This is a genomic window from Alteromonas sp. 14N.309.X.WAT.G.H12, from assembly GCF_036697315.1.
Lineage (GTDB): Bacteria > Pseudomonadota > Gammaproteobacteria > Enterobacterales > Alteromonadaceae > Alteromonas.
The window spans coordinates 51,464-71,765 of the sequence record NZ_JBAHZB010000004.1 but is presented as its reverse complement, the minus strand read 5'-3'; the positions used below and the strand labels follow the sequence as shown (position 1 = coordinate 71,765).

The window sequence follows — 20,302 nt, the reverse complement described above, 5'->3', positions numbered from 1 at the left end:
GGGTCAAAAAGGGTACAAAGGGCGTCGTAACGCCCTTTTTCGTCGATGCTTTCCTATTGGGCAATATAAATCGTTTTTTCGTTAACGAATTCTTTCATGCCAAAACCCCCATGTTCCCTACCGTAGCCACTGTCTTTTACCCCACCAAAAGGTAAATTCGGCTGCGCCAACGAATAACCGTTAATATTGACCATGCCGGTATCAAACTCTTCTTTGGCTAATCGAATGGCTTTGTCCTTATCGGTGGTAAAAATGCCGCCACCTAATCCGTACCGGGAGTCGTTAGCAATTTGCATGGCGTGGGTATCATTTTGAGCACGAATAAAGGACGCCACCGGGCCAAACAATTCATCGTCGTAGGCAGGCATGCCCGGTGTGATCTCTTCTAAAATAGTGACCGGATAATACCAGCCTGTTTGTTGCGGTATTTCCCCACCTAACACGAGTTTGGCCCCTTTAGCGATGGAGTTCTGTACCTGTTCATGGAGTTTGTCCCGTAAGTCCTCACGGGCCATCGGCCCTATATCCGTGCCTTCATGTGCGGGATCACCCATAGTCAGGTTTTTAAAAGCCGCGATAAACTTGGCGCGAAACGCATCATAAACCTCGTTCACCACAATAAACCGTTTGGCCGCAACACAGGTTTCCCCATTGTTGATGATGCGTCCTTGCACGCACGCTTCTACCGCAGTATCGATGTCAGCATCGCCCAACACCACGAAGGCATCGTTACTGCCTAATTCCAATACGGTTTTCTTAGCAAGACCCGCTGCCGTTTCTGCCACCGATTTGCCCACCTGATCACTGCCGGTAAACGTGACGCCCCGCACTTTGTCATGTTTGATTAAGGCACTGGCGGTTTTGCCGTCGGTTAACAGTGATTGGTACACATACTTGGGAAAGCCAGCCTCTTCGTATAGGGCCTGGATCATTTCAGCCATACCGAATACATTTTTAGCATGCTTCAGCACCGTTGTATTACCAGCCATAATATTGGCCGCGCTGTAACGGATCACTTGATACAGGGGGAAGTTCCAAGGTTGGATCCCAAGAATAACACCGATAGGTTGGTAGGTAATAATGGCATTGCCGCCCTCGTAAACCCGATTTTCATCTTGTAGGAAGGCCTCGCCATTATCCGCAGAATAGCGACAAATAGATGCGCAAAGTGCCACTTCCTGCTGACCTTGGGCCGCTACTTTTCCCATTTCCTTAACCATAAGTGCGGTAATTTCATCACCGCGTTCAGTAATAAGATCAGCCAGCTTATGCAGACACGCCGCCCGTTCCTTAAAGGTCGTCTTTTTCCATAGCAGGAAGGCGTTGTGGGCTTTATCCACCGCGTTGCGGGCTTCTGTTTCAGAGAGTAATCCATATTTAGCGAGGGGCTGCTCTGTAGCAGGATTGATGGTAACTGTTTTATCACTCATTAAGGTTCGCTCCTGTTTTTTCACTATGTAAAACAGAAGCTGCAACTATAACGCCAAGTAAAGAAAAATAATTTCTCCTTCAATATTATGACATTACAAACACTCAATGGGTGAACTAGCCTGTGACTCTACCGCGGGCATGCGTTCTATTCACACCGGTCCCCCATTTTTTCATGGTGTGGGGGAATCTGTCTCGTAAAGTGCAGGATGATTAAATTTTGCCATCGCTAGCAATAAAGCTATTTCATAAACACTTTGCCGTGTGGCGAGGTGATTGGTGAGCAGTCCAATGGCGCCCCCTTTTTGCTTAATATTGTGGGTATTAAACAATTTATCCATCACAGTACCGAGTTCTTCCCCTTGCTGTAAGGCGCGATAAACCGATTGGGGTAAAGGCAAGTTCGCACTGCGCCCCACCGACCATTGCTGCTGATGATAAATGGCCACATACGCAAAAGTCGCCGGACCATCGTCAAATAGATCCACGCCCCCTTCAATGGCAACAAACCAGTGATTAGCGCGGGCAAATTCATCACTGCAAGATAAGGCCGCTTTCACACGGTTTATTGCCCCTTCTCGGGTCTGGGCACTGTCCATGGGTTGGTCAGGCACGCCACTGGGCACGGCTATCCCTTCAACCGTGAGCTCGGGTGACGCTAAAGACAAGCTCAATGCCTGTTGGGCAGCATTTAGCTTCACTGGATTTTTAGATCCTACAATACATACTGTCATAAGGGATTTTTCACCGGATGTTGCCGTATCTCATCCACCATGGTGCGGTAATCACTGATGGCAGGAAACTCATTTATATTCCGTAAAGGCTGTTTACTATCGGGGTTACTCACCGCAAGCAGATGCCCAATACCGAATCGTTTAGCAGCATGCAGTATGGGTACGCTATCATCTACAAATAAAGTTCGTGCCGGATCAAAATTCAGCCGCTGGCGAAGTTGCTGCCATAATTGCTGAGATTCTTTGGTGACACCAAATTCATGGGTAGAGATTAACTCATCAATGTGGGAATCCAGCTGGGTATGCTCCACTTTCAGTGACAAGCTGTCTGGGTGTGCATTGGTAACAAGGACCACTTTACGTCCACTGTCGTGAAGCGCGTCTAAAAAAGGAAGGGTATCTGGGCGCATAGAAATGAGGTGTTGTACCTCCCGTTTCGCCGCCATAATATCCATGTTCAGCTGGTCAGCCCAATAATCGAGGCAATACCATTGTATCTGCCCGAACACCTGTTGATAATGGGCTAGCATGGTAGTTTTACACTCATCTACCGACTTGCCGCTACGTTCAGCGATTTTTTTCGGCAAGTGTTCGATCCAAAAGTGATTATCGAAGTGTAAATCTAGTAAGGTTCCATCCATGTCGAGTAGAACCGTGTCTATTTCACTCCAAGGTAGAAATGGCAAGCGATTTTCCTTCAAATACATTAAGCTTAAGTCAATGGTAGCCATGATAACGAAAGTTTTAACGGATAAAAATGAGTAAAATTGATTCCGCCAAATCACTTCCCCTCATCAAGCATCGGGAAATTGTAGCCCGTAGCCGATTGTTCAAGGTTGAACAGCTTGATCTTGAGTTCTCAAATGGCGCTGAGCGCCAGTTTGAAAGAATGGCCGGGGGCAACCGAGGAGCCGTCATGATTGTGCCCATGCTCGATGATGCCACCATGGTCATGATCCGAGAATATGCCGCCGGTACCCACTCTTATCAGCTTGGCTTTCCAAAAGGATTAATCGATCCTGGCGAAACGGCCATTGAGGCTGCTAATCGTGAATTACAGGAAGAAGCCGGTTACGCGTCCAATGACTTACATATTATTCATACCGTCAGTATGGCGCCTACCTTTTTTAATGCAGAAATGACCATCGTTGTTGCCCGCGATCTCTATCCCAGTTCGCTGGAAGGTGACGAACCTGAGCCCTTGGAGGTTCTTAATTGGCCACTCAGTCAAGCAGACGAACTTCTCGCTCGCGAAGATTTCACTGAAGCCCGCTGTGTCGCTGCCCTATTCTTAGCTCAGAAGTGGTTAAAGGAGCGCTAAAATCATGCCTGACGATACCCATGAATCGCTTTTGGAATTGGCCAAAAGCGCCGCCATTGAAGCCGGCGAAGCCGTTCTTACTATTTATGACAAGGGCGACTTTGACGCCTACACAAAAGAGGACGACTCGCCGGTTACCAGTGCCGATTATCTGGCCAACGACATCATCAATAAACGGTTGATGGAAGCCACCCCCCATATTCCCATCTTATCTGAAGAAAACAAACATGCCGAGTTAGATGAGCGTCGGAACTGGGATAGATACTGGCTCATTGATCCCATCGATGGTACCCAAGAGTTTATTGCCCGTAGTGGTGATTTTGCCGTCAATATTGCTCTGATTGAGAACAATGAACCGGTTATTGGTGTGATTTTCTGGCCTCCCGGACAATCTCTCTATTATGCCACTAAAAACAAAGGGGCGTTTAAACAAACCCCTGACGAGCACCGAAAAATCCATGTCCGCAAACTCGAAGATCCCCTCGACAGTGTGGTAATGATTGCCATCAGCCGGCGTCAATCCCGGGAAAAGGTGTTTTCCCGTATGTCAGCAAAACGGATTTATCAAACCCTTCCTCTTGGTAGTTGCTCGCTAAAATCCTGCTTTATTGCAGAAGGACGCGCTGACGTATTTATGCGACTAGGCATTACCGGTGAGTGGGATACCGGGGCTTCTCAGTGTATCGTCACCGAAGCCGGCGGCAATATATTGGCCGCCAATTTTCAACCCCTTACCTACAATCAGCGTGAAACGCTAGAAAACCCAGACTTTATCGTTCTCGGCGATCAGCGCGTGCCGTGGGAAGATATCGTTCAATATGAAAAAGGAGCGAAATAAATGATAAAACGTACTTTGTTGGCATTAACCGCCTGTATTGCACTGCCTGCTAGTGCAGATTGGAGCATTGACAGTGACAATTCCAGCCTCAATTTTCTAACCACCAAAAATGCCCAGGTAACCGAAGTTCACAGCTTCGATGCCTTGTCTGGCAAGTTATCTAACGATGGTAAATTAACCGTCAAAGTGCCGCTAAGCAGTGTGAATACCCATATCGACATTCGTAACACACGCATGCAGGAAATGTTGTTCGAAACCAAGACATATCCAGAAGCCACTTTTACCGCATCGATCCCAGACGCGTTGTTAACAATGAGTGCGGGTGATAGCCAAACCGCTTCCATTAGCGGTGAAATCTCATTACATGGTGTTACCGCACCGGCCACCTTTAACGTCGTGGTAAATCAGTTATCCGATCACACCATCACGGTGGCAACTACCGCGCCTACCGTTATTAATGCAGCAACCTTTAATCTTGATGGTGGTGTAAAAGCGCTACAGGACGTAGCAAAGCTTGCGAGTATTACCTTGGCTGTACCGGTAACCTTTTCTGTTGCCTTAGTAAATTAACCTAATTTGGCGTGACAATCCGGTCACGCCAATCTTAGACTAGAGCCCGCCATTACAATTAAGCCGCAGTTTTCCTTTTCGCGTTTAATCTCAGCACTTCTGCTCTTGGCAATACCCTCTGCCGTTTTGGTAACGGCGCTTTTTTGAGATCTTGCACTTGCATGTGGGCAGGATGCGCCATCGGTAAAGACGGCACTATGGCATTAAATTGTGCTAACCCGGCAATATCGAACTTTTCCATCTCTACACGCACTTCTTTTAATACCGCTGCTTCCCGTATTTCTTCTTGGATAACAAAGATACCGAGTTTGCGACACACACGCCCTAAGGTGGCACTACTGGTTAGGCGAATAATGGGAGCAGCAAAAACCATCCCGGTTAATACAGGTAACAACCACAGGAATAAAGAGGGCGTGTAGTAAAATGTTGCGCCACCCCATGCTGCCGCCAATACTGTCATTACTGCTGCTTTAGAAATAGCCACCTTCCAAGGCACCATGCGCCCTTCTCGCGCTTGGGCTTCCCATTTCACCTGATGCCCAATAAAGACACTAATCACAAAATAGCTGTGATAGAACATCATCATAGGTGCGATCAGTACGGCCATAAATAATTCCACCACACTGCCAAACAGCAATCTAAAGACGCCACCAAAATCCTTACGACGTTGGATAATGGTCAAAAGCAAGCCTAGCATTTTAGGCATGAACAGCAAGGCGATGGTGCCCCACAACGTTAAAATCATGAGTCCTTCCCGGGCTATTTGCCAGTCGGGAAAGAGTTGATGAGCCGAGGTGAAATACACAGGATCAACCAAAGCTTTCACTAACGCATCAGCGGTACCTGCCATTAACATTAAAAACAGCAATAATGATGACATATAAGCAAAGGCACCAAAGCTAAAGTGCAACCGATTGGTGAGTTTTAACCCTTTGGTACGCAATAAACCAAGGTGTTGAATGTTCCCCTGTACCCAGCGACGATCACGAATAGCATAATCCACCATATTGCCGGGCACTTCTTCATAAGAGCCATCAGTGTCGGTAATAAGATAACACTCCCAACCTGCGCGGCGTAACAAGGCGGCTTCAACGAAATCATGACTTAGAATATCGCCACCAAACGGTGCCCGCCCTTTTAACGTGGGCAAGCCACAATGTTGCATAAAGGGCTCAACACGGATAATGGCGTTATGGCCCCAATAATTGGCACTGTCTGTCTGCCAGAAGGACAAGCCCGTGGCCAGCATGGGGCTATATAAATGAGCAGCAAACTGTACAAAACGACCAAAAAACGTGTCCTGACGCACAGGCATGGGGATGGTTTGAATCATGGCCGCTTCGGGGTTGGTCTCAATACGGCGCGTCATATCCAATATGCGTGCTTTTGACATCACGCTATCGGCATCCAAGACCAGCATCGACTCGTATTGTCCACCCCAGCGTTCACAAAAGTCGGTGATGTTACCAACTTTTCGTCCCCAGTTGTCTTCCCGTCTGCGGTAATAGGTGTTAGGCGCTTTTTTGCCTAAACGTAACTGGAGACGCTGCCAAGCTTTAAGTTCAGCAACAGCCAGTTCGTCATTTTGGGTATCGCTAAGCATGTAGAAATCGTATTTGTCCGCATAGTCACTGGCCATGATTTCCCGCACACAGGCCTCAAACCCAACCATAATGCGCTGGGTATCTTCGTTGTACACAGGCATAACGATGGCGTGGCGTCGAAAAATGGGTAGTGACGTATCGGACTTGGCAATCTCACGACGCAACGACAAGGGGTCGATGTGAAACAGCTTGAGTAAAAAACCGATAACGGCAGTCCAAAACGACATGGTAAGCCAAACAAACAACACCATGGCCAAACCAAGCTGGATCATTTCCAGCTCGGTAAAGCGGTTGGGACGAAAAATTTCAAACATGCTATATCCTGCCAACGCAGTAGATACAGCAACAAGGGTAAACATGAACAGCAATCGCCAGCTGCGACCTCTCACGCTTAATCGAAACTGCTTTACAGATAATGTATCTCGGTTACTGTGGCTCATAGACATAGCTCCATATTTCACTCATCTGGGTTTCGTCCTGATTCAAAAACATACGCATATCGACAGCAGCATCGCTCTTTGGAATAACCAGGAACGTCACACGCACGCTATTCCCGCCATCCACGGCAAACACTTTGGCCTGCTCTACTTGGGCGTTAGTCGCATCGAGAATAAGATTCACTTTGTCGGGGTTAACGGTCATTCCGTCGGGCAATTCAAAATCCACAACGAAGCGTCGTATATGTCGTTCTTCTGTTGTTTCAAAGCCGGGTAATCGACTAGCACCTTGACGGGTGCGTACCACTGTCGCTAACCCGTACCGCATAGGTTGCTTTTCTACGGTTTTAAGGGTGTAAGCAAAATAACGGCTTTCTCCAGCCAAAAAGGGCGTATCAGGCACCCAGTAGGCTACGATATTGTCATGCACTTCTGAGTCGGTAGGTATTTCAACAATTTCCAACTTACCTTTGTCGAAGCCTACTTTCGGCGTTACCCACAGACTCGGACGCAAGTGATAGTTCGCTTCTGCATCAAGGTAGTTGGCAAAATCCGTATCCCGTTGCAGCATGCCAAACCCCTGGGGTTTAATGTCACTCAGTGAGGTCACCTGCAAACGACGGGGGTTGGTCAGGGGTCGCCAAATCACTTCACCCACGTGGTTAAGCATAAGTACGCCATCGCTGTCATGAACTTCAGGACGGTAATCGTCATGACGCTGTTGGGAATTTTCACCGTATAAAAACATACTGGTAAAAGGCGCAACCCCTAATTTGTCCACATCTTGACGGGCAAAAATCCAGCTTTTCACCTCCATGGTAGTGTCTTTTCCTGGCATCAGTTCAAAACTGTAAGTACCTGACACTGATGGGCTTTCCAGACGTGCGTAAATTTTTATCGGTTGTCCGGCGCGAGGCTCGATCAACCAAAACTGGGTAAAATGTGGGAATTCTTCGCCTTCAGGCATGGCCGTGTTAACGGCAAGTCCACGGGCGGAAATACCGTAAACCTGGTTTTTTCCCACCAAACGAAAGTAAGACGCCCCCAAAAATACGGCAAATTCATCTTTGTAGTTTTTGTTTTTTATGGGGTAATGAATACGAAAACCAGCATACCCGCTATTCTCATCCGTTAGTTTTGCCAAAGGCTGGGCATTTTTTTCGTAAATAAATTTATCGCTGTTGAAGGTCAGTAAATTTTCGCTGTTATCCGGCGCAATAGTGACCACAGAGACAGGTTGCTGATACAAAAAACCGGGATGAAAAAACTGGACCTCATAATCGTGCTTGTTTTTCCACAAGGCTTTGTCAGGGTTGAAACGAATTTGACGATAGGTTTGATAATCGATGTCTTTGAGTTCTTGAGCCAGATTGTGATCGTTAACCACATAATCTTGCTCGGCACTGATTCTAGCCTCTTCAATGATCCGATTTAAAATAGGCTTTCCGGCAGGCAGGTTCTCTTCTGCAATCTCATCGGCCAAACTCAATGCACTGAAAGCAAAACACAGACAAAAAATAAAAGCTCGGAGCACCGCAGGACGCACTGAAAAAATCCCACTGGACGCACCACCCATTGAAAATAATAATTCCGTGTTTGTCGCTAACAAATTACGCGGCAACATAGGTTCCTGCTCCATTTAAATGTAAAGATCCCAAAGGATGTATTTTTATTAAACTTTAGGAGGCTTAATGCAAAAACCAAACCACAATAAAGTTAGCCTAGCGACATCGCTGCAGGCCTTGTTAATAAAGGCCATTGGGAGTTGCGTTTGGAACTGAACAATTTATAGCTTGTGGAAAATTTACAGTATGCTGAGTAAATAAGGGTTTCTGTTGCCTATCGCATACACTGGGGAATAATTCGTCAACATTTGCCCGTGCCCATGGCTGATACGGGCCCATAATTACACGGTAATTATGGGTGATTTTTTCAATCAGCCCGTATACGCGCCACGACCATAATGTAATTCATAATTATGGCTATAGATTTCAAGGATATTGCCAAATAGGTCCGTATAAATCATGCGATACGACTTTTCACCTAAGTTATTGTTCGGAAGCATCATATTCTCGTTTATCCTGAATATTAACGGATTCATGTAATTCAGAATACACCAACACCGTATCGCCTTTTTGCAAAGAACGCAGCACCTGGTTCACTTTATCTTCAAAGCTGGCTTCAATCTCACCGTAGTCGGTCCCTTCACGTAATACAAAAGACTCAGCGATATTGGTCAGGGTCTCTTTATCTAACTCTTCAATGGGTATGATCATAAAATCTCGCCTTTAGCGGATAAATACGGGGTGAAATAATCAATGGCACGTTGTGGATGCCAAACTGTGGGGTTTCGTATATCGCCCTGCATAAATCCAACGTGGCCACCAAACTCGCTAAGTTCGAGTGTCACCCTGGGGGATAAGTCACTGGCTTGGGGCACAATTTGTGGGCTCATAAAGGGGTCGTCCAAGCTATGGATAATAAGCGTTGGGCAATGAATTGCGCCTAAATAACGAAAGGCACTGCATTTCTCATAATAATCTAATGCGTCGGCAAACCCATGTAGCGGTGCGGTTACCTTGTCATCAAATTGGCGAAATGTACGCAGTTTTTTCACCTGCTCGACATTAAGATCAATTAAGCTGCCATAATCCATCATCGCCATTTTTTTCATCAGCGTTTTTTTCATACTTCTGATCAAATAACCTTGATAAAACCGCGAGGAGCCTTGGTTGATACTGGTACTGCATACATCAAGTTTCATCGGTGGCGAGACCGCCATTGCGGCTTCAAGCCAGGGCTGATCGGGCTGCTCGCCCAATAACTTAAGCAACATATTCCCCCCGAGGGAAAACCCGATGGCGACCTTGGGCAAGCCGGGGAAGCGTTGATGTAAAAGTTCGAGAATATACACCGCATCCTGGGTGTCTCCGGAATGATAAGCTCTGGGCGTACGGTTGACCTCGCCACTACAGCCACGAAAATGCATCATCACCACCTGCCAGCCCTGGGCGCTCAATGCGGCCATGGTATCGATAGCATAATGAGATCGGATACTGCCTTCTAAGCCATGAAACATCACCACCAAACCTGAAAGTGAGGCAGGAACGGGGCCCCAGGCTAAATCCACAAAGTCGCCATCCTCTGTTTCAATCCGCTCCCAGCGAAAATGAACAGGCTGACGCTTTTGCACAAAACGGGGCCATATGGTTTGGATATGGGGGTTTTGGGCCCAACGGGGTGGCGTAAAAGCACTGCGCTGAACCACACCATGACCATGGTCGGGAAGGGCCATTAGGAAAGCGGAATGTTCGATTGGGACAATTTAAGTACGTAGGTTACCCACTTTACGGCCTCTTCGTTTTTTCGCAGGGCATAAAGGTTGATAAAACCTGCCACACTGCCGTTAATGCCTTTTAATGGTACATACTCCACATCCATACGATTAAATACGGTGGTCAGTACATCTTGCTGTTCCATCTCCAGGGCCAATTCCTGTTGTTTTAAACGGGTATATGCCTCGTCATTAAACGGCCTAGCTAACTTTGCCTGACGACGTAATTTACGGTGTTTTTGTAGCTTGTCATCCGACGTCACAATGGCTGCTTTTAGCACTTCCCATTGATTTAATGTCACCACCGCGCCCTTATCAGTGCACCAGCAAAGCAACAGCAACATATTCACATTAACCTGATAGGAATCTTGCAGTGCCAATGCGGTATCCGCCACCTTTTTGTTTCCATATACCTGTAAACTGTACTGCCAAAATGTATCAGCGTTCAGATTCATACTCCGCCCTTGTCAATTCGATGGTTTCCTGCGCTTCTAACCAAGCTGCTTCATGATCATCCATTTGCTGTTTGAGTGTTGTCTGCTTTTCAAGCAAGGCTAACAGCCTCGCTTTATTAGTATCGTCATACAACGCAGGATCTGCCAATTCCGTTTCAACTTCTGATAATGCGAGGGAGACCTTTTCCATGGCCTTTTCGTGTTTCTCTATGGCTTTTTTTAGCGGTGCTACTGACTGTCTAAACTCGGCTTCACGGCGCTTTTCAGCCTTACGATCAATTTTCGGTTTCTCTTCTTTGTTGTCTTTATCGTTTGGCTGCTGAGCGAGGATCCACTGACGATAATCGTCCAGGTCACCATTAAACGGCTCCGCGCTGCCACTGTCCACAAGATAGAAATCTTCACACACCGACGACAACAAAAAACGATCGTGAGAAACCAGCACCATGGCCCCACTAAATCCTTGCAACGCCATATTCAACGCATGACGCATTTCCAGATCGAGGTGGTTTGTTGGTTCATCAAGGAGTAATAAATTGGGTTTCTGATAAACAATGAGCGCCAACACTAAGCGGGCTTTTTCGCCGCCAGACATGGGGGCCACCGGCGCTAATGCCTGATCACCATGAAACCCAAAGCCGCCTAAAAAGTCCCGTAGCGCCTGCTCGGTGGTTTTACTATCCAGCCGTTGTAAATGCAGTAATGCAGAGGCCTCTGGATCAAGGTATTCCAGCTGATGCTGGGCGAAATACCCCACATTTAGCCCTTTTGCTGCGGTAAAGCTCCCTTCCATAGGCCCATGAACACCGGCTAAAAGTTTAATCAGTGTTGATTTACCCTGCCCATTACGGCCTAGCAAACCAATACGACTGCCCGGCACCAAATTGAGCTTTACGTTACTCAGTATCACCTGTTCACCGTAACCGAGTTTTACATCACGCATCTGAATAAGCGGGTTGGGCAAGCCAGCAGGAGGCGCAAATTCAAAACTGAACTCACTGGCAGCATGGGCAGGCAATAGCTGCTCCATTTTTTCTAACTGCTTAATGCGACTTTGGGCTTGCTTCGCTTTACTGGCTTTCGCTTTAAAGCGATTAATAAAGGATTCAAGGTGGGCAATTTTATCCTGCTGTTTTTGAAACTCGATATTTTGCAGACGAAGTCGCTCGGCCCGTTGGCGCTCAAAGGCCGAATAGTTACCCGTGTAGGTCACCAGTTTTTGCTGCTCAACACTCACAATTTGTTCCACGGTATTATCGATAAAGGCCTTATCGTGGCTGATCAATAACAAGGTGCCGGCGTAGCGCTGTAACCATTTTTCCAGCCAGATAACTGCATCTAAGTCTAGGTGGTTAGTGGGCTCATCGAGCAATAGCAAATCGGAGGGACACAATAAAGCTTGCGCCAGATTCAAACGCATTCGCCAGCCCCCGGAAAAGTCTGTTACCGGGGAGGTTAGCTGGGCGGTGGTAAACCCTAAACCGGCTAAAATAGTGGCGGCGCGGGCTTCCACATCATAGGCACCGGCATGTTCAAGCATGCCATGTATACGCCCCATGGCGTCCCCGTCTTGCTTGGCTTCGGCATCGATTAAGGCTTGCTGCAAACCCCGTAGGTGGGCGTCGCCATCAATAACGTAATCTATGGCACTGCGTGCTACCGCTGGGGTTTCTTGGGCCACACTCACAATACGCCATTGGGCTGGCACCTGACACTCACCGGCATCCACCGACAATTCTTGTCTGAGCAAGGCAAACAAACTGGATTTACCGCAACCGTTGCTGCCGATAAGGGCGGTTTTGTGGCCAGGGAAAAGTTGCACCGATGCGTTTTCTAACAGCACTTTGCTGCCGCGCATTAACGTTATGTCAGATAGAGTAATCATGCCTACGTGGTTGTCCTTCAATTTAAGCGGCGTATGATAGCAAACTCACTGTAGTTGTGGCTTGTTTTTAACGCACATACCACCACTATAAAAAATCAGCGCATTTTCTACTATGACACAGGAGACAAGCATGACTGCGCGCAAGAGAAAACGTTTTATAGCCGGCGCCACCTGTCCTAAGTGCGGTTCTATGGATAAAATCATGTTGTATTTTGAAAACAATGTTGAAAAACTCGAATGCGTACAATGCGGATACACCCAGTCTCAAGCCGACCAAAAAGTTAGCGCTGAAACCCGACAGGATGAAAATGTGATTGGTGTTTTTAAACCCGAATAACCCGCGCCCCACAGGGTGTAATTTTAATAGTGGGGCGGTGGCGCCTCATCTGACAATTTAGCAATATTTGAAGGTTCGAATCCTTTGACCTTTTCCATAACATGACGCATCTGCACTTGCAATTTTTCTATCTGGTACTGTTGCGCCGTTAACGCCTCATTGAGGGCTTCAATGGTATGTTCTTGAAACGCTATTTTTGTTTGTAATTCTTCAATAGCCTGTATGGCATCATTCATCGTTGTCGGATTACTCATCTTCTATTGCCCATAATTCTGCTAACCCACTGCTGCTTTCTGAAAGCAACTTGCCATTTGGCATAAAGCCCACCGCATAAACTACGGCACTCGCTGGTCTTGTGCCTTCTTTGGGGGCCACCTTCCATTCTTCCTGTAGTTTTCCGCTTCTCACATTCCAGCGATAAATACGTCGGGAAGGCGCACCAGTCAGTAACGACTTACCGTCATCAGAAAACACCGCATCGGTGAATATTTTCTGACGTGCAATATACTTGAGGTTACTGACAGTCGCACCTGTTTGTACGTTCCATATTTTCGAATCCTGCTTACTGTCGGCGGTAAAGGCGTACCGTCCTTTATCATCCAGTGCCACTTTTGAAATGCGGCTACTGTGGGGAAAGGTATGAATGATTTGTCCGCTGTCGGTACTCCACAAGTACGCCATATAGTCATTGCCGCCGGTGAGGGCATATTTTCCATTGGGCGATATATCGACGCTATTAATGCGTTCCTGATGCCCCAGAAATTCCAGTCGCCGACCCGTTTGCGGCTCAAAATACATAACATGGCCATTAGAGCGGCCAACCAGTATTCCCTTGCCATCGTCCGCAACCGCCACATCCCGAATAGACGACTCATCAATACGCCAAAAACCCACAGGATCACCGGTTTCGATACTCCAAAGTGCAAAGGCTCCACGATCCGCCGTCACCACATATTTGTTATCCGATGATATATGAATAGCAATAACCAAATTGTTGCCTTCACTTTGGTGACGCCAATGATACAACAATTTATTGTCAGTGTTACGCCAAACATTAATACCGTTGTCCACACCGGAAACCACGCTAAATTTGCCGTCGGGGGAAATATCCGCGGCGAAAATTCCCCCTTCCGCATGCCACCATTTGTCTAAAGGGTTCGTTTCGGGCACCGAGCAACTGCACAGTGTCAGGATAAAAAATGCCAGTGATAGTGTTCTTTGGAACAATCGTCGATGAATCATGTCTTACAGGTTTCGCTTTATCTACGCCTGCATTTACCATAGCATGGATAAATGAAGATCAATTTAACAAAAAGATTTTTACGTTGATCATTTTTTAGGATTTATTAATTTATAACTCGAATAAGTTGGACGTGAAGTCTGACTCACTTTTTTACTTTAATGGAGAATTTTATGCGTAAGTCGCTAGTCGCCTTATCGACAGTAGCTGCACTTGGTTTGTTTGCCTGTCAACCGAATACAGATGATAAAACAAAAGAAGATATGGCAGCCAAGGAAACTTCTACACAAGACAGTGCGGCGGTAGATATGACTGAAGCGCAAAAACATGCTTACGCCATGGGCGCCAGCATGGGTATTTTTGTGACTAACCGCGCAAAGCAACAAGACCAAGTCGGCTTACCTTTGGACAAAGAAGCCCTCAAAGAAGGCTTTCTTGATGCCATGAATAATGAAACTAAATTCTCCACTGGCGACATTCAAAAATTCGCCCAAGCCGGTGAAGAGCAGTTGCGCGCCAAGCAACAGGAAATGGCCACTAAAGCCGCCGAAGAAAATATTAAGATAGGTGAAGATTACCTGGCCGAAAATGCGAAAAAAGACGGGGTAGTTGTCACTGATTCTGGCCTTCAGTATGAAGTCATTAAAGAAGGCACAGGCAAAAGCCCATCTGCCACAGACACAGTAAAAGTGCATTATCACGGCACTCTTATTGATGGCACCGTTTTTGACTCTTCTTACGAACGTGGTGAACCGGTTATCTTCCCATTAAACCGTGTTATTCCAGGCTGGACCGAAGGCGTTCAATTAATGAAAGAAGGCGCCAAGTACCGTTTCGTTATTCCTGCGGACCTCGCCTACGGTGAGCGCTCTACCGGCTTAATCACCCCCAACTCAACGTTGATTTTTGATGTGGAGTTGCTTGAAGTGGTTGAGCAAGCCGACGATAGCCAAAGCGAGTAAGAAATTCTGATGTAAAAAAGCCGACTTAACGTCGGCTTTTTTTATGGTAACTCCGTACCCACTGTGAGTCCTTACGTGCATATCGCCTGTTTAGGTTCAAGCGCGTGCTCGAATAAGAATCCGAGCCAGAATGGTATGCGTAAACATATTGTTCACTTTTTATACTAGCTCAATTTACACATATTTATAGGTGTTTTATAAAACGTTTCGCACTAAAAAAAGTATGATTATTATTTTTGGTTGTTAGCTACTACCTGAAAGTAGATGACGGCGTCGTTCTGTACGGGTGCGTAATGTGGCACAATGACGGATCATAACTAGGCCCACTTTATACGAAACAAGTCCACCCACTAACATTAATGCCGTTTTAAGGCTGTTTATACGTACCAAAATGTCTATCATGCCTATAGCAAACAATATTCCGCCGGTTAAGAAAAGCAAAAACCCGGCTATGGTAATTCCGTTTGCAGTGGCTGACACGCCATGTCGCTTTGATTTGTTGAAAGCTTGATCATCTTGCATAGAATTACCCGCTGGTCTCGTTCTGAAAGTATCGACAAATATCACTAAAACTATTTTTAGGACATTATTACAGACGATATGTTCAATTATGTTCATATTTTATGCAGTTGTCATGCATAAGGTTGCAAAACTAACGAAGCATATCCAAATAGTTACTCTGTTATCGACCAGCTTAACGTATATATGAGTAAAGAAATCATAAACATAGCGAATAATGATTATGCGAACACCCCTGATTACCCGTAAAGGTTACGAAAAACTACAACAAGAGTTAGATCACCTGTGGCGGGTGGAAAGACCGGAAACCACACGGAAGGTCGCATGGGCGGCCAGTTTAGGGGATCGCAGCGAAAATGCCGACTATCAATATAACAAGAAACGCCTGCGGGAAATTGATCGCCGTGTACGGTATTTAAGGAAGTGCCTGGAACGGCTGAAAATTGTGGATTATGCGCCGGAACAGGAAGGGCGGGTATTTTTTGGAGCCCGTGTTGAAATAGAAAATGACGCTGGGGATATTCGTTCAGTACGTATTGTTGGCCCCGAGGAAATATACGGCGAAGATAAAACCTTTATTTCCATAGACTCACCCATGGCCCGAGCCTTACTCAAAAAAGAGGTCGATGAAACGGCAACGGTTAATACCCCTGAGGGCATTAAAACCTGGTACATCAACCGCATTGAATATGAAAAATAACAACCTTAAGCGATATGGGTTCATGAACATGAGCACTTCACACCCTGTTATTACCAGTTCACCTTATGTTATTACCAATTCCCCCCTTTAGCCAAATCAGAAATTTAACAGCATTTTCATACTTCCATTTAGGCTGTTTCCCCCTACTATTTAATCCCTTACCTCCTCTTACTTCGTCACAAGAAGCAAAATAAAAAGCAATTAAAACAGCATGATACAGTAACAATTTATTAAAACTTTCATTTCAACCGCCACCAACTAAACGTTATTTTATCGCTTAGAAGTCAGGTTTTAGGCAATAATTTAAGTTCACAGATTGTAGCCAAATGTTAATTATTGGTTGACAAATTGGCAAGGTAGGAATAGTGTTTTTGGTATGCTGATTGGTTAGCACGAAGAATAAGCAACCAGGCTATATCGGTATAACGAACGTTTTGCATTGTACCCCCAACATTTTTTCGGCGGGTATTGCACGTTTCTAACGTGCTGGTACTGGCAACGTAATAGAGAATTTAGTACGGGTGATGACGTGCCTAGAACAGGCAAATATTCAACCCGAGTAAGTGCGCCAAATATTTTAGGAGTTTTTCATGTCAAAACCTGTCATTGGATTCATCGGTCTCGGCTTAATGGGCGGCAATATGGTCGAGAACCTGCAAAAACGCGGTTACGATCTTATCGTTATGGATCTGAACAAAGATGCCGTGGATGCGTGTGTTGCCCGCGGAGCGAAAGCAGCAACAACGGGTAAAGCCCTCGCCGCCGATGCGGATATTGTTATGCTGTGCTTAACCACATCTAACATCGTAGAAAAAGTCATTTATGCCGAAGACGGTGTTTTGGCTGGAATGAAGGAAGGTTCTGTACTTATCGATTTTGGTACATCCATTCCTGCGTCAACCCGCAAAATCGGTGCTGATCTTGCCGCTAAAGGCATTGGCATGATTGATGCGCCTTTAGGTCGTACTCCTGCGCACGCCAAAGATGGTTTGCTGAACATCATGGCTGCCGGTGATATCGATACGTTTAATAAAGTGAAGCCTGTATTGGAAGACCAAGGTGAGAACGTTTTCCACCTGGGAGCCCTCGGTGCAGGACATACCACAAAGCTGATTAACAACTTTATGGGTATGACAACGGTTTGTGCCATGTCACAAGCTTTCGCAGTGGCAGATCGCGCCGGTGTAGACAGACAACAACTGTTCGACATTATGTCTACAGGGCCTTCATCGTCACCATTTATGCAATTCTGTAAAAATTATGCTGTGGATAATGTCAGTGATCTTGGCTTCTCCATTGCCAATGCAAACAAAGACTTAGGTTATTTTTTACAAATGGTAGAAGATTTAGGTACGGAATCTAAAATTGCTGAAGGCTCGTCTGCGAACCTGCAAGCAGCCTTCGATGCAGGCATGGGGGACGGTAACGTTCCTGAAATCTTCGACTACTTTTTAAAGTTAAGTAAATAAGTACGTTGTTGACAATGCGGGCGTCCATTGTGTGGACGCCAATAGCTTTCCATCGCACAACGCCCGCGCTTTCGATGATTTTTATAACCACTGGATTTGCCTGTTCTGAATTATAGGGTATGTCTACCAAGCGATTTTCAGGTTCACGATCTGGTTTCAAAGAAGAAGAGTTATCTATGCGTTTCATGTGGATTTACTTAATCGCGCTTAGCACGATTCTAATGGCCTGCTCCTCAATCAACTCCAATACTGACACCAATACTAACGCCAACACGTACATTGTTGAAAATCAGCAAGACTATCAGGATATCGCCAATAATCTCGTGGCCGGCGATACGGTTATTCTTAAAAATGGTACGTGGACAGATTTCGAAATTGTCTTGCAAGGTCATGGCTCAAAAGACGCCCCAATCACGCTAAAAGCTGAAACCAAAGGCAAAGTGATATTATCTGGCGAGTCCAGCTTAAAACTAGCCGGGGATTATTTGGTAGCCAGTGGTTTGGTCTTTAAAAATGGCCATACCCCCAGCAGCGCCGTTATTGAGTTTCGTCACAAAAAAGCGCTGGCTTACCACTCTCGCGTCACCGAAGTGGTCATAGATAACTTTAACAATCCAGACAAACAAGAATCCGATTACTGGGTTGCCTTTTACGGCCGTCATAACCGTCTTGATCACAGCCACATTGTGGGCAAACGCAATAAAGGGGTGACCGTGGCGGTTCGTCTGACAACAGAAGACAGCCAACAAAATTATCACCGTATCGATCATAACTACTTTGGCTATCGCCCGACTTTTGGCTCTAACGGCGGCGAAACCCTGCGTATCGGTACTAGCCATTATTCACTTTCTGATTCTCATACCCTGGTAGAAAATAACTACTTTGAACATACCGATGGTGAAGTTGAAATTATCTCTGTGAAATCAGGGAAAAATATCATTCGCGGCAATGTATTTTATGAAGCCCGCGGCACGTTAACCTTACGTCACGGGAACGGAAACACTGTAGAAGAAAACGTATTTTTGGGTAACGGCGTTCCTCACACCGGCGGTATTCGTATCATCAACCGAGATCAGATAGTGCGCAACAACTATCTAGAAGGTCTTACCGGCTATCGTTTCGGTGGTGGCTTTACCATCATGAATGGCGTGCCTAACTCGCCTATCAATCGTTACAATCAGGTCGAAAACGCAACGGTAGAAAACAACACCTTTATCAATGTGGCACATTTTCAACTGGCTGCCGGTAGCGATGCTGAACGTACTGCTACACCAATTGATAGTGTGATTAAAAACAACCTCATCATTAACGAAGACGGCAAACAGCCCTTTACCGCCTTTGACGACATCTCCGGAATTACCTTTAGCGGTAACGTGGCAAATACTCAGGTACTGCCTGAAATCGGTAGTGGTGTTGCCACTCAAGACGTAAACCTGACCACTGGGGAAAACGGTTTACGCTATCCTGCCTCAACGGCTATCACCGCGGGCGTGAAGCAAGATCTTAAGGTGCTATCTAAAGATGAAACCGGCGTAGATTGGTACCCCAAAACTCCCGCGAGCGTTGATTTTGATTCAGGAAACGTACATCAGGTAGCCGCTTCTGCTACGGCTCTTTTAGATGCCATCGAGCAAGCTGAATCTGGGGATATTATTGAACTGGCAGCAGGCGCATTTACCGTGCCTAAACTGGTAACAATTGATAAAACCCTAACGATTAAAGCCAAAGAAAAAGGCCAAACAACATTGTCATTTGAACGTACTGCGCTGTTTGAAATTCATAACGGTGGTAGTCTCAAAATTGACGGCTTGAACATTTCTGGCCACGCCAGTCCTGATGCTGCGGGTAACAGCGTGGTTCGCACGCAAAAATGGGGCATGTTGAATAACTACCGCTTCATGCTGGTTAACGCCACACTTACGGATTTAGACATTAACCATTCATTCCATGTGTTTGTTTCTGGAAAAGGCGCTTTTGCTGACCATATTACACTGCGTAACAATACTATTAGCACGGTTACCGGTGATGTCCTTCAACTGAATAAAGAAATTGAAGATTTAGGCATTTATAACGCGGAATACGTTACCTTAGAAAACAACACATTTAAAAACATTGAAGGCGCACTGGTGAAGCTTTATCGCGGTGGCACGGACGAAAGTACTTTCGGCCCGCATTTTGAAATGGCGGGTAACACCGTTGATACCGTCGGCTTCGGTAAACGCAACCATGAACAGGCCAGTGTGTTCCTACAGGGTGTTCAGGTTACCAACATCCACAACAATACATTCAAAAATGCACGCCCTCTCATTGTTAACCACACTGTAGGCGAACCTAAAACCCAGATTATTAACAACACCTTCGATGGAACGGCCCAACCGGTTGTCACTGAGCTTTGGGCAAAAGGACCGCATACCGCGGTCATTCAAGACAACACCCTACTTAATCCACCGGCGGAGTAACCAATAATGT

General features: G+C 46.1%; 20 protein-coding genes and 1 pseudogene. 8 read left to right on the top strand and 13 right to left on the bottom strand.

Annotation, left to right across the window (positions count from 1 at the left end):
- Positions 1-53 precede the first annotated feature (53 nt).
- The 3 genes from V5298_RS03420 to yrfG all read right to left on the bottom strand — a co-directional run bounded on the left by V5298_RS03420 (position 54) and on the right by yrfG (position 2,848).
- Entirely contained in the window at positions 54-1,430 is a 1,377-nt protein-coding gene (locus V5298_RS03420; protein WP_332930067.1) for an NAD-dependent succinate-semialdehyde dehydrogenase, read from the bottom strand.
- A 171-nt stretch (positions 1,431-1,601) separates the two neighbouring features.
- Positions 1,602-2,162, bottom strand: a complete 561-nt coding sequence (gene yjjX / locus V5298_RS03415) for an inosine/xanthosine triphosphatase (protein ID WP_332930066.1) — start codon at positions 2,160-2,162, stop codon at positions 1,602-1,604.
- The gene (gene yrfG / locus V5298_RS03410) at positions 2,159-2,848 is read right to left on the bottom strand and encodes a GMP/IMP nucleotidase (protein WP_332930065.1); all 690 of its coding nucleotides are present in this window, start codon (positions 2,846-2,848) and stop codon (positions 2,159-2,161) included. Before yrfG ends, yjjX begins: the two co-directional genes overlap by 4 nt.
- Positions 2,849-2,919: 71 nt before the next feature.
- Here yrfG and nudE point away from each other — a divergent pair, with 71 nt between their 5' ends.
- The 3 genes from nudE to V5298_RS03395 are packed head-to-tail and all read left to right on the top strand — an operon-like array spanning position 2,920 to position 4,891.
- On the top strand, positions 2,920-3,483 hold the full coding sequence (nudE, locus tag V5298_RS03405) for an ADP compounds hydrolase NudE (protein ID WP_332930064.1): 564 nt from the start codon (positions 2,920-2,922) through the stop codon (positions 3,481-3,483).
- Between the two features lie 4 nt (positions 3,484-3,487).
- Complete coding sequence (gene cysQ, locus V5298_RS03400) at positions 3,488-4,321, top strand: 3'(2'),5'-bisphosphate nucleotidase CysQ (RefSeq protein ID WP_332930063.1); 834 nt, start codon at positions 3,488-3,490, stop codon at positions 4,319-4,321.
- Positions 4,322-4,891 carry a YceI family protein gene (locus V5298_RS03395; RefSeq protein WP_332930062.1) on the top strand — a complete coding sequence of 190 codons (570 nt, stop codon included), beginning with the start codon at positions 4,322-4,324 and terminating at the stop codon, positions 4,889-4,891.
- A 58-nt stretch (positions 4,892-4,949) separates the two neighbouring features.
- Here the strand turns inward: V5298_RS03395 and mdoH are convergent, their stop codons facing one another.
- The 7 genes and pseudogenes from mdoH to V5298_RS03360 form a co-directional block, all read right to left on the bottom strand.
- On the bottom strand, positions 4,950-6,935 hold the full coding sequence (gene mdoH / locus V5298_RS03390; protein ID WP_332930061.1) for a glucans biosynthesis glucosyltransferase MdoH: 1,986 nt from the start codon (positions 6,933-6,935) through the stop codon (positions 4,950-4,952).
- Positions 6,922-8,556, bottom strand: coding sequence for a glucan biosynthesis protein G (locus tag V5298_RS03385; protein ID WP_332930060.1), 1,635 nt, complete (start codon positions 8,554-8,556; stop codon positions 6,922-6,924). The genes mdoH and V5298_RS03385 overlap by 14 nt, the downstream gene beginning before the upstream one ends.
- 312 nt (positions 8,557-8,868) lie before the next feature.
- A pseudogene (locus V5298_RS03380) lies at positions 8,869-8,976 on the bottom strand (glyoxalase); the annotation flags it as partial.
- 4 nt (positions 8,977-8,980) lie between these two features.
- Entirely contained in the window at positions 8,981-9,208 is a 228-nt protein-coding gene (locus V5298_RS03375; protein ID WP_332930059.1) for a YheU family protein, read from the bottom strand.
- A complete protein-coding gene (locus V5298_RS03370) occupies positions 9,205-10,227 on the bottom strand; it encodes a hydrolase (protein ID WP_332930058.1) in 1,023 nt (340 codons plus the stop codon). Before V5298_RS03370 ends, V5298_RS03375 begins: the two co-directional genes overlap by 4 nt.
- Positions 10,227-10,721 carry a TIGR02444 family protein gene (locus tag V5298_RS03365; RefSeq protein WP_332930057.1) on the bottom strand — a complete coding sequence of 165 codons (495 nt, stop codon included), beginning with the start codon at positions 10,719-10,721 and terminating at the stop codon, positions 10,227-10,229. Before V5298_RS03365 ends, V5298_RS03370 begins: the two co-directional genes overlap by 1 nt.
- Positions 10,705-12,606 (bottom strand): ATP-binding cassette domain-containing protein, encoded by a 1,902-nt coding sequence (locus V5298_RS03360; protein WP_332930056.1) that lies wholly within the window; start codon positions 12,604-12,606, stop codon positions 10,705-10,707. Before V5298_RS03360 ends, V5298_RS03365 begins: the two co-directional genes overlap by 17 nt.
- Before the next feature lie 130 nt (positions 12,607-12,736).
- On the opposite strand from V5298_RS03360, the gene V5298_RS03355 reads away from it, so the two are divergent.
- Positions 12,737-12,943: a YheV family putative zinc ribbon protein gene (locus V5298_RS03355; RefSeq protein WP_332930055.1), complete on the top strand. Its 207-nt coding sequence runs from the start codon at positions 12,737-12,739 to the stop codon at positions 12,941-12,943.
- Between the two features lie 23 nt (positions 12,944-12,966).
- Here the strand turns inward: V5298_RS03355 and V5298_RS03350 are convergent, their stop codons facing one another.
- On the bottom strand, positions 12,967-13,197 hold the full coding sequence (locus V5298_RS03350; RefSeq protein WP_332930054.1) for a SlyX family protein: 231 nt from the start codon (positions 13,195-13,197) through the stop codon (positions 12,967-12,969).
- Positions 13,190-14,185, bottom strand: coding sequence for a hypothetical protein (locus V5298_RS03345; protein ID WP_332930053.1), 996 nt, complete (start codon positions 14,183-14,185; stop codon positions 13,190-13,192). The genes V5298_RS03350 and V5298_RS03345 overlap by 8 nt, the downstream gene beginning before the upstream one ends.
- A 171-nt stretch (positions 14,186-14,356) precedes the next feature.
- Here V5298_RS03345 and fkpA point away from each other — a divergent pair, with 171 nt between their 5' ends.
- On the top strand, positions 14,357-15,145 hold the full coding sequence (fkpA, locus tag V5298_RS03340; protein ID WP_332930052.1) for an FKBP-type peptidyl-prolyl cis-trans isomerase: 789 nt from the start codon (positions 14,357-14,359) through the stop codon (positions 15,143-15,145).
- Positions 15,146-15,388: 243 nt separating this feature from the next.
- On the opposite strand, the gene V5298_RS03335 is transcribed toward fkpA, so the two are convergent.
- The gene (locus V5298_RS03335; RefSeq protein WP_332930051.1) at positions 15,389-15,667 is read right to left on the bottom strand and encodes a hypothetical protein; all 279 of its coding nucleotides are present in this window, start codon (positions 15,665-15,667) and stop codon (positions 15,389-15,391) included.
- Positions 15,668-15,887: 220 nt separating this feature from the next.
- On the opposite strand from V5298_RS03335, the gene greB reads away from it, so the two are divergent.
- The 3 genes from greB to V5298_RS03320 all read left to right on the top strand — a co-directional run bounded on the left by greB (position 15,888) and on the right by V5298_RS03320 (position 20,292).
- Positions 15,888-16,364, top strand: a complete 477-nt coding sequence (gene greB, locus V5298_RS03330) for a transcription elongation factor GreB (RefSeq protein WP_332930050.1) — start codon at positions 15,888-15,890, stop codon at positions 16,362-16,364.
- Positions 16,365-16,954: 590 nt separating this feature from the next.
- On the top strand, positions 16,955-17,833 hold the full coding sequence (locus V5298_RS03325) for an NAD(P)-dependent oxidoreductase (RefSeq protein WP_332930049.1): 879 nt from the start codon (positions 16,955-16,957) through the stop codon (positions 17,831-17,833).
- 176 nt (positions 17,834-18,009) lie between these two features.
- Positions 18,010-20,292: a polysaccharide lyase 6 family protein gene (locus tag V5298_RS03320; RefSeq protein ID WP_332930048.1), complete on the top strand. Its 2,283-nt coding sequence runs from the start codon at positions 18,010-18,012 to the stop codon at positions 20,290-20,292.
- Positions 20,293-20,302: the final 10 nt, after the last annotated feature.